Origin of the sequence: Sphingomonas sp. (genome assembly GCF_025353885.1) — a bacterium.
GTDB lineage: Bacteria > Pseudomonadota > Alphaproteobacteria > Sphingomonadales > Sphingomonadaceae > Sphingomonas_O.
Genome location: NZ_JANXNX010000062.1, coordinates 78001 through 86686 on the forward strand (window position 1 = coordinate 78001; position 8686 = coordinate 86686).

The following is an 8686-nucleotide window of genomic DNA, read 5'->3' on the forward strand; positions in this document are numbered from 1 at the left end:
GACATGATCATCGACGGCAAGGCCTTCGCTGCAGAATTGCGCGCCGAAGTCGCCAGGGACGTAGCATTGTTGTCGCGCGTGCCGGGACTTGCCGTTGTCCTGGTCGGCAGCGATCCGGCGAGCGCGGTCTATGTCCGGGCGAAGGGTAAGGCCACGCGCGAGGCGGGCATGGCCAGTTTCCAGCATGACCTGCCCGCCGACACATCGCAGGCAGACTTGCTGGCTTTGGTCGAAACCCTGAACGCCGACCCTGCGGTCGACGGTATCCTCGTCCAGTTGCCCGTGCCCGACCATATCGACGCCGATGCGATCATCGCCGCGATCGATCCCGACAAGGATGTCGACGGGTTCACGCCCGACAGCGCCGGGCGGCTGGCAACGGGGCTGGAGGGGTTCGTGCCCTGCACACCACTCGGTTCGATGATGATGCTGAAGGCGACTCTGGGCGACCTGACGGGGCTTGAAGCGGTGGTGATCGGTCGGTCGAATATTGTCGGCAAGCCGATGGCGGCGCTGTTGCTCGGCGAAAGCTGCACGGTGACGATTGCCCATTCGCGCACGAAGAACCTGCCCGAAGTGGTGCGGCGCGCAGACATCGTTATCGCGGCCGTCGGGCGCCCGGAAATGGTGCGCGGCGACTGGATCAAGCCCGGCGCGACGGTCATCGACGTCGGGATCAACCGCGTGGATGCGGGCGCGGGCAAGACCCGGCTGGTTGGCGACGTCGCCTTTGCCGAAGCCGAGGCGGTGGCGGGCGCGATCACGCCGGTTCCGGGTGGGGTCGGTCCGATGACGATTGCCTGCCTGTTAAAGAATACGCTGACTTCGGCGCAGCGCAGATCGATCCGGCGCCACGAACGGTGATCGCGCTTTTCATCTCCGCGTTCGTCACGTTTTTCGTCGTCATCGACCCGCCCGGCTGCGCGCCGATCTTTGCCAGCCTGACCGCGGGCGCCCCCGCGCAACACCGCCGCAACATGGCGATCCGGTCGGTCATGGTCGCCAGTTGCATCCTGTTTGCCTTTGCGCTGGGCGGCAAGCCGTTCCTGAGATCGATGGGCGTCAGCCTGGAGGCGTTCAAGGTTGCAGGCGGGATCATGCTGTTCCTGATCGCGCTCGAAATGGTCTTCGAAAAACGCACCGAACGTCGCGAGAGCCGCGTTCAGGACGTCAAATCCTCGCCGGTCGAACATGACGACATCTCGATCTTTCCAATGGGCATCCCCATGATCGCAGGACCGGGGTCGATCGCCAGCGCCATGCTGCTCTGTTCGCGGGTTGAAAACTGGTATGACCGTGGCGTCGTGCTGGCCGCGATGACCGCTATCCTAATCATCACGCTGATCTCGCTCTTGCTGGCAGGGCCGCTGATGAAACTGCTCGGGACCCGGCTGGAGGCGATGATCACACGCGTGCTGGGCGTCATTCTGGCGGCGCTGGCGACGCAATTCGTGATTGACGGGATCAAGGCGAGTTTCCGGATTTAGCGGATTCGCCACAGCATCAGCGGTGAGCCATTTGGCAAGGGCATGGGTTCAAGCCATACGAACCGTTCGCCCTGTGCCAGCCGCGAATAAAACCCGTTTGGCGACCGCGCGCGATAGATCGTCGATTCGCTCATGTTGGGGCAGGTCAACAGCAGGGTCGCGCCGTGCTTCCGCATGATCGCCTGTGCGGCCTCGGGCGCGCCATCGAACGCATGGTGCACGTCGAGGATCGCCTCACCATTACGGTGATATGGCCCCGCCACCGCCCTTTGGGGGGTGACATTGATCAGGCGCGGACCGAGGTCGACGAAGGTGAAGATCGTCGTCACGGGCATTTTCGTGAACGGTGCCATCGCGGGCAGCGTCGTACAGCGCGCATTGGCACGACCGATCGCCTTGCTGCGCGGTGAAACGGGTTTCGACGGCAATTCCGCAAGCAGATTCGGCATGGCAAGGCTTGCACCCAGCCCAAGGACGGCGATGATGCCAATCGTCCGCACCAGCAGCGATGCCCGGTTCCGCAGCCGTGGCACGAAATGCCAGGCGAGGGCGGTCGCGCCGGGCACCGCCATCAGCTGTGCCGCCGGTCCCTGCCGGGTTTGCCACAGGACCAGCAGCAACGAGACCATCGCCACCAGCGCCACGGGTGCCCATGCGCCGAAGCGACCGTGCGCGCGGGCTTGCCACGCCGCCCAGATGCTGCCGAGGACGCCGACGACGGGCAGCGCGACGACGGCTGCGAAGACCGTCCAAGGCTGGGTGTAAAGCGGCTTGGCCTCGCGGATGTTGTCGAACCATTTGGTCGCCAGTTCGGGCGAAATCTGTTCCGGACGACCGAGGCATTGCGGCCAGGTGAGCGCGAACAACGCCGCCAGCGCGATGCCGCCGATCGCAACGCTCGCCAGCCGGATCCGCGCGTCCGTGACCGTCAGATATGACAGCGTAAAGGCAAGCACGCCCGCCGCAACCATCGTGGACAACCAGACCGGCGACAGGACATCGCACCGCGCGACGCTGGAGGCATAGGACGTGAACCCGGCATAGCCGAGCGCGCAACCGCCGCCCAGCGCCAATGCATAGCCGCGCAGCCGGGTGGCCTCCGCGCGGTCCCAGACCCACCGCAGCACGATGGCGCCGCCTGCGATGACCAGAAACGGCATCAGTTCCAGACCGATAGTGAGCGACGCCGCGCTCGACAGGCCCATCGTCAGCCCGCCCCGCAACGTATCGCGGTCGGCAAGGCCCGCGATCGTCAGCACCAGCAAAGCCAGCTGCCAGCCGTGGTGATCGACCCGCAACGGCGAAAACATCAGCATCGCGGTCTGGCAACACAGGATCAAGAGCGCCCCGATGGCGAACGATCCCGGCGCGACCAGCCGCCGGACGGCAAGCCCCATCGCCACCATCGCCACCCAGAGCGGCAGCATCGGCGCGATTGCCGCCGCCGTTCTTTCCGCCAGCCCCTGGCCCGCAAACGGACGGACAACCAGCTCGATGGCCGCAAGCGGGAGGTCGACGAGGCGGCTCCAGTGAATGTCGAAGCCGGCGGGCGGGTTCAGCTTGTACTGACGCAAATCGTACCAGCCCTGTCCGTTCAGCAGCGCATGGACCTGTGCCATCCGCATGTTGTCGTCAGTATCAGGCAGGCTGTACCAGGTGATTGCGGCCCACCGGTTCACCACCAGGAACACCGCGGCGGCAACCCATATCAGCGTCTGCCAGCGCACCCAATGGTCGAACCCCCAACGGTCAAAAGGGCGCGGCCGACCGGGATCATCGGGCAGGCCGGCATCGATGGTGTCGCGCATCACTTCACTTTTATCACGGCTGGCCCTTGTCACGGCTGCGTCCTAAAGGACCGCTTTCAATGTGCCAAGCGAACACCGATGATCAAAGCCCTGCCCCTCGACGATAAACAACGCGCGCTCTTGGCGCAGATCTTGCGCTATGCGGTAACCGGCGGGATCGTCACCCTGCTGGGCGTGGCGACCTATGCGCTGTTCGTCCGCGTGGTTGCCGTGCCGCCGCTCGTCGCCAATGTCGCGGCCTATCTGGTGTCGATGGCGCTTGGCTATTTCCTGCACGGGCGTTTCAGCTTTCGCGACCAGGCAACGGCGGGGGGATCGGTGCGCGTTGGCGGCAAGTTTTTCGTCACGTCGGGCATCAGCTTTGCTCTCAACAGTTTCTTCGTGTGGTTGTTCACCAGCGTGCTGCACTGGGACCGGCTGACGCCGATCGCGGCGATGGTGTTCATCACCCCGGCCATCTGTTTCGTCATCTATCGCAAATGGGTTTTCGCCTGATGGACCGTTCGATCTATGACGCAATGGCGGCGCAAGACAGCGTCCACTGGTGGTATGTCGCGCGGCGTGATGTCCTGCACGACCTGATCGCCCGCCATATCCCCCTGCCCGCTGATGCTCGAATATTGGAGATTGGCTGCGGCACCGGGCATAATCTGGCGATGCTGGCAAAGTTCGGGACGGTCGAGGGCAGCGAGATCGACCCCGCATCGCGTGCCATGGCGATCGAACGCTTTGGCCCGGTTATCGGCGACGCGCGCCTGCCCGAATTGGCGGGGATCGCCGACGGACGCTACGACATGATCGCCTTGCTCGACGTGCTGGAACATGTCGAGGACGACGTCGCCGCGTTGCAGGGGATCGCCCGGCGGCTGCGTCCGGGCGGGAAAATCCTGCTGACGGTGCCGCAATATCGGTGGATGTGGTCGGGGCACGACACCGCCAACCATCATTTCAGGCGTTACACCAAAAAGACGCTGGCGGCGGTGATTGCGGCGAGCGGGTTGCGGCATGAGATAATGACGAGCTTCAACAGCCTGTTGTTCCCGCTGGCGGCGGCCAGTCGCGTCGCGGCGCGGGTCCGTGGACGCGAGGGGAGTGACGATTCGATGCCGCCCGCCCCCGTCAACGCGCTATTTCGCCAGGTGTTCGGGATGGAACGTCACTTGATCGGGCGAGTGCCACTGCCGCCGGGGGTCTCACTCGCCGCCATTCTGTCGCCGCGATAACCCAGGCTGGAATTGTCGCGCGCGGTGCCGATGACGTCGGCGACAATATACAGCGGGCGCTTTTTCGATTCGATGTACAGCCGGCCCAGATATTCGCCGATCATGCCAAGCACGAACATCTGGACCGCGCCGATTCCGACGACGACCAGCATCAGCGAGGTCCAGCCCGCGACCGCCGTGCCCGTCAGCCAGCCAACCGCGATATAGGCGAGGATCAGGCACGACAGGCCGGTCAGCGCCAGCCCCGCATGGCTGGCGAAGCGCAACGGCGCAGTCGAAAACCCGGTCACCGCATCAAAGGCGAGGCTGAGCATTTTTGCAAACGGGTAATGCGTCGTGCCCGCATGACGTTCGGCGCGATCATAAGCGAACGGCACCTGCCGGAACCCGATCCACGCGACCATTCCCCGGATAAAACGCGCCTGTTCGGGCATGGCAAGCAGCGCATCCAGCGCGCGCCTGCTCATCAACCGGAAATCGCCCGCATCCAGGGGAATGGTGGTGTCGGTCAGTTTATCGAGCAACCGGTAGAAGATTGCCGCGGACGCGCGCTTGGCCAGGCTCTCACCCGCACGCTGTCGACGCACGGCATAAACGACGTCGGCATGCTGGCTGTCCATCGCCGCAAGCATGTCGTGCAGCAGCTCTGGCGGGTCCTGCAGATCGGCGTCGAGGATCAGGATGCGGTCGCCGCGCGCCAGATCGAGGCCTGCGGTCAGCGCCAGTTGATGGCCATGATTGCGCGACAGGTTGATCGCCAAGATCTGCGGATCGGCCGCGGCAAGGCGAGTCATCGTCGCCCATGTGCCGTCGCGCGAGCCGTCGTCGATCAGCACGATCTCATGATCGTCACCCGCCGCCGCCCGCGCCACCGCCGAGACCCGGCGATAAAGTTCGTCGAGGCAAAGCTCTTCGTTGAAACAAGGAATCACGATTGAAAGAAATGTCATCGGGTCGCCTGTAGCATTGCATGGTCATCGATTCGGTAAAGACGGTCGGTGCCCGCCTGCCAGATCTGGGTCATGCCCCCGGTCAGCGCGGGATCGAAGGCGGGCGGGTCGATCAACCAGACATAGTCGAAGGCATCGCGCGGCAGATGTGTCAGCGACCAGTTCAACGGCCGCCAGCGGTCGCGGCATTTGCCCGCCACCACCACCTGCGATGGATCGGCCCTGAAGAAGCCCGCATCAGGCTTGTTCGTGGTCAGCAGTTGCGCGCCCGCCATGTCCCACTGATCGTTCGAATAGGCACGCTTGCGCACGATCGCGATAGCTCCGAGATGCTCCATCCGATTCGTCGACCAGGAATTGCCGCACTTATATCCCGTGAAACTGACGAGCCGTGCGTGTTCGGGAACATAGCTGAGCGCTCCCAGCGCCCGGTCATAGCCGGTCGAGGCGATGGCGAAGCTGACGGTATTCGCCGCGATCCGCACCCCGAAAAACAACAGCCCGGCGATCGCCAGTCCCCGGGCCAGGCAAACCGAGGCACCGGGGCGCAGGCGGATGCCGATGATCGGGATGGCGATGAGATAGGGGGTCAGCCGCATGTCGGCATAGGCGGACCCGAAGACGATCCGGGGCAGGACGATGAACACGACCAGCAGGAACAGCGCGGTCGCGCCGAGGTTGCGTGAAATTTCCAGTCGCCGACTGCCGATGGCGGTGACGAACAGCGCGCACAGCACCGCGACCGACCCCTTGTCGAACCATTCCCAGCGATCGCGCAGCGTGCGTTCAAACCACTCCCATTTCCGCGACCAGTGAAACCAGTCGCCGGTCTGGCCCGTGACATGGCCGCTGCGCCACAGGATCATCAACAGGATCGGCGGGGCGAGCGTCAGGCACTGGACACCGGCATGGAACCACGCCCGGAACCATCCGATCCCGCGGTCGTGCTGGCGGATCAGTTCGGCCGAAAAGGCAAGGATGCCCAGCATTCCCCAGCCGAAGGTATGCGTGATCCAGATCAGCGGCGAGATCAGCAGGAAGACCAGCGCACGCAGCCGTTGCCGCCCGAGGCGCGCCAGTCGCAACCAGAGTCCGAAGGCCAGCAGCGCTAACGCCATCGAAAGCGAAAAATTGACGAAGCCGAACAGGAATGGATGCCCATAAGCGAGCGGCAGCGCGAACAGGGCGGTCGGCTGGACGCGGCCGTGGACCTCGCGTGCGATCCACAAGAGACCCGCCACCGTCATCGCGGGGATCGCCATGACGATCAGCTTCACGCCGAGTTCGAGGCCGAGCAGCTTTGCCAGCGGCACGATCAGCAGGTCGACGCCCAGGTTGCCGATCAGCGCCCAGTGGAAATTATAAAAATGCCGGATGGCCGACCCGTCGCCGTCAAGCTGAACCCGGTAGCGCCCCATATGCCCGGGCAGGTCGACCAGCGGCGGGATCGTCGGCCAAAACAATGGGATCGTGGCAATCAGCGCTAGCATGATGACCGTCGCGCGCCGCTCCCACCAATTCAAGTCGCTTTGCCGCACAGGCGCATGGCTCGGCGCGGTCACTTCCGATCGATCCTGAACAGCACATCGTTCCCGGCCCGCCAGACCGGGGTCATGCCAGCCGTCAGCCGCACGTCATAGGCCGGAGGATCGATCAGCCACACATAGTCGAAAGCCTGGCGGGGAAAGCGGGCCAGCGCCATGTCGATCGGGATCAGCGAATTGCCTTCGTCGATCTTGGTGGCAGTCACGGTCTGCGAGGGATCGGACACGAATTGCGGGGCATCGGCCTTGACGACCGACATCAGATTTAGCCCCGTCGCATTCCACTGGTCGTTGGAAAATGCGCGACGTCGCACGATCGCCATACCCGCCAGATGCTCGAGGCGATTGCCCCAGGAGTGACGCGTGAACGAAATCATCCGCGACCCGACCGGCAGGTGATCGAGGGCCGCCAGCGCCTGTTCCTGACGCTGCGCCGCGATCGCGAGGCTGACCGTATTTCCAGCAATCCTGGTTGCGAAAAAAGCCAGGCCAACCACTGCAATTATGTTGAGGAAGCGCGGTGTCGCGGCCGGCGTCGGCGCGATGGCGAGGATGGCCGCCGCCAGCATGAAGGGAACCAGCCGCAATTCGGTGAACGATCCACCCATGGTCACGCGGGGCAGCGCGGTACAGGCCACCAGCAGCACGACCGCGCCGACCGCCAGCAGCCGTTCAAAGCCAAGCCGCGCGTTGCAAACCGCGAACAGCAACACGCCTGCCAGGAATAGGCGCGAGAGCAGATCATAAACAGGCCAGCGATCGCGCAGGACGACGGTGACGGCTTCGAGTTTGGCCGACCAGTTGAACCAGTCGCCAGTGCCACCCGCACCCGCCGAGTTGCCCGACACGAGCATCAGGGCAAAGGGTCCGGCCAAGCCAAGACAGCCAACGGTCGCCTTGACCATGACGTCGACCCAGCCTTCGCCCCGGTCACGATGACGAACCAGTTCGGCCGAAAAGGCCAGCACACCCAGCAGCCCCAGGCCGTAGGTATGCGTAATCCAGATCGCGAACGAGATCGGCACGAAGATGACGGCCCGCAGCATGAGATGACCAATCCGCGCGAGCCGCAGCCAAAGCGCAAAGGCCAGCAGGGCAAGGGCGGTCGATAGCGCGAAATTGACGAACCCGAACAGGAACGGAACGCTGTAGGCCAGGGGCAGTGCAAACAGCGCAGTCGGCGGGATGCGGCCGTGAACCTCGCGCGCGATCGACAACATGCCGACCACGGTCAGCACAGGGATCGCCATGACAATCAGCTTCACACCCAGTTCCAGCCCGAACAGCCACGCCATCGGCACGATCAGCAGATCGACGCCGAGGTTGCCGACCAGTGCCCAGTGAAAATCATAGAACTGGCGCAATACCGAGCCGTCGCCATCGAGCTGGACGCGGTATCGCCCCATGTGTCCCGGCAAGTCCATCAGCGGCGGGATGGTCGGCCACAGCAGCGGGATGACCGCCGCCAGTGCCAGCACCACGACGGTCGAACGCCGTTCCCACCACTGCAAATCGCCCTGCCCCATCACCAAGCCTTAGAGGGTGATGACAAGAGATTGAACCATGTTTTAATTGATCGGCTGAATAGGGTGGAAATGGGGATGCACGGCCCCTCATCAGTCCATCCCGGCACAAGTTTGCAGAGCATCCGTCACCCCGGCGCAGGCCGGGGCC

8 protein-coding genes are annotated in these 8686 nt (G+C 64.1%); 4 read left to right on the forward strand and 4 right to left on the reverse strand.

The genetic code is table 11. The annotated features are described in order from the left end of the window. The first annotated feature begins 3 nt into the window (after positions 1–3). Together folD and Q0R02_RS06950 are read left to right on the forward strand one after the other, a co-directional pair. A complete protein-coding gene (gene folD / locus Q0R02_RS06945; protein WP_293881906.1) occupies positions 4–864 on the forward strand; it encodes a bifunctional methylenetetrahydrofolate dehydrogenase/methenyltetrahydrofolate cyclohydrolase FolD in 861 nt (286 codons plus the stop codon). Then, positions 861–1487: a MarC family protein gene (locus Q0R02_RS06950; RefSeq protein WP_293881907.1), complete on the forward strand. Its 627-nt coding sequence runs from the start codon at positions 861–863 to the stop codon at positions 1485–1487. Before folD ends, Q0R02_RS06950 begins: the two co-directional genes overlap by 4 nt. Here the strand turns inward: Q0R02_RS06950 and Q0R02_RS06955 are convergent. Then, on the reverse strand, positions 1484–3295 hold the full coding sequence (locus Q0R02_RS06955; protein ID WP_293881908.1) for an AcrB/AcrD/AcrF family protein: 1812 nt from the start codon (positions 3293–3295) through the stop codon (positions 1484–1486). The genes Q0R02_RS06950 and Q0R02_RS06955 overlap by 4 nt on opposite strands. A gap of 78 nt (positions 3296–3373) precedes the next feature. Here Q0R02_RS06955 and Q0R02_RS06960 point away from each other — a divergent pair, with 78 nt between their 5' ends. Further along, complete coding sequence (locus Q0R02_RS06960; RefSeq protein WP_293881909.1) at positions 3374–3790, forward strand: GtrA family protein; 417 nt, start codon at positions 3374–3376, stop codon at positions 3788–3790. Next, complete coding sequence (locus Q0R02_RS06965) at positions 3790–4518, forward strand: class I SAM-dependent methyltransferase (protein ID WP_293881910.1); 729 nt, start codon at positions 3790–3792, stop codon at positions 4516–4518. Before Q0R02_RS06960 ends, Q0R02_RS06965 begins: the two co-directional genes overlap by 1 nt. On the opposite strand, the gene Q0R02_RS06970 is transcribed toward Q0R02_RS06965, so the two are convergent. The 3 genes from Q0R02_RS06970 to Q0R02_RS06980 are packed head-to-tail and all read right to left on the reverse strand — an operon-like array spanning position 4452 to position 8538. Further along, positions 4452–5468, reverse strand: a complete 1017-nt coding sequence (locus tag Q0R02_RS06970) for a glycosyltransferase family 2 protein (protein WP_293881911.1) — start codon at positions 5466–5468, stop codon at positions 4452–4454. The genes Q0R02_RS06965 and Q0R02_RS06970 overlap by 67 nt on opposite strands. Then, positions 5465–7030: a hypothetical protein gene (locus Q0R02_RS06975; RefSeq protein WP_293881913.1), complete on the reverse strand. Its 1566-nt coding sequence runs from the start codon at positions 7028–7030 to the stop codon at positions 5465–5467. The genes Q0R02_RS06970 and Q0R02_RS06975 overlap by 4 nt, the downstream gene beginning before the upstream one ends. Beyond that, a complete protein-coding gene (locus Q0R02_RS06980) occupies positions 7027–8538 on the reverse strand; it encodes a hypothetical protein (RefSeq protein ID WP_293881914.1) in 1512 nt (503 codons plus the stop codon). Before Q0R02_RS06980 ends, Q0R02_RS06975 begins: the two co-directional genes overlap by 4 nt. Positions 8539–8686: the final 148 nt, after the last annotated feature.

Coding starts and splice junctions, on each gene's coding strand:
- Q0R02_RS06970 (WP_293881911.1), bottom strand. CDS start 5,468: ATGACATTTCTTTCAATCGTGATTCCTTGTTTCAACGAAGAGCTTTGC.
- Q0R02_RS06965 (WP_293881910.1), top strand. CDS start 3,790: ATGGACCGTTCGATCTATGACGCAATGGCGGCGCAAGACAGCGTCCAC.
- Q0R02_RS06980 (WP_293881914.1), bottom strand. CDS start 8,538: ATGGGGCAGGGCGATTTGCAGTGGTGGGAACGGCGTTCGACCGTCGTG.
- folD (WP_293881906.1), top strand. CDS start 4: ATGATCATCGACGGCAAGGCCTTCGCTGCAGAATTGCGCGCCGAAGTC.
- Q0R02_RS06955 (WP_293881908.1), bottom strand. CDS start 3,295: ATGCGCGACACCATCGATGCCGGCCTGCCCGATGATCCCGGTCGGCCG.
- Q0R02_RS06960 (WP_293881909.1), top strand. CDS start 3,374: ATGATCAAAGCCCTGCCCCTCGACGATAAACAACGCGCGCTCTTGGCG.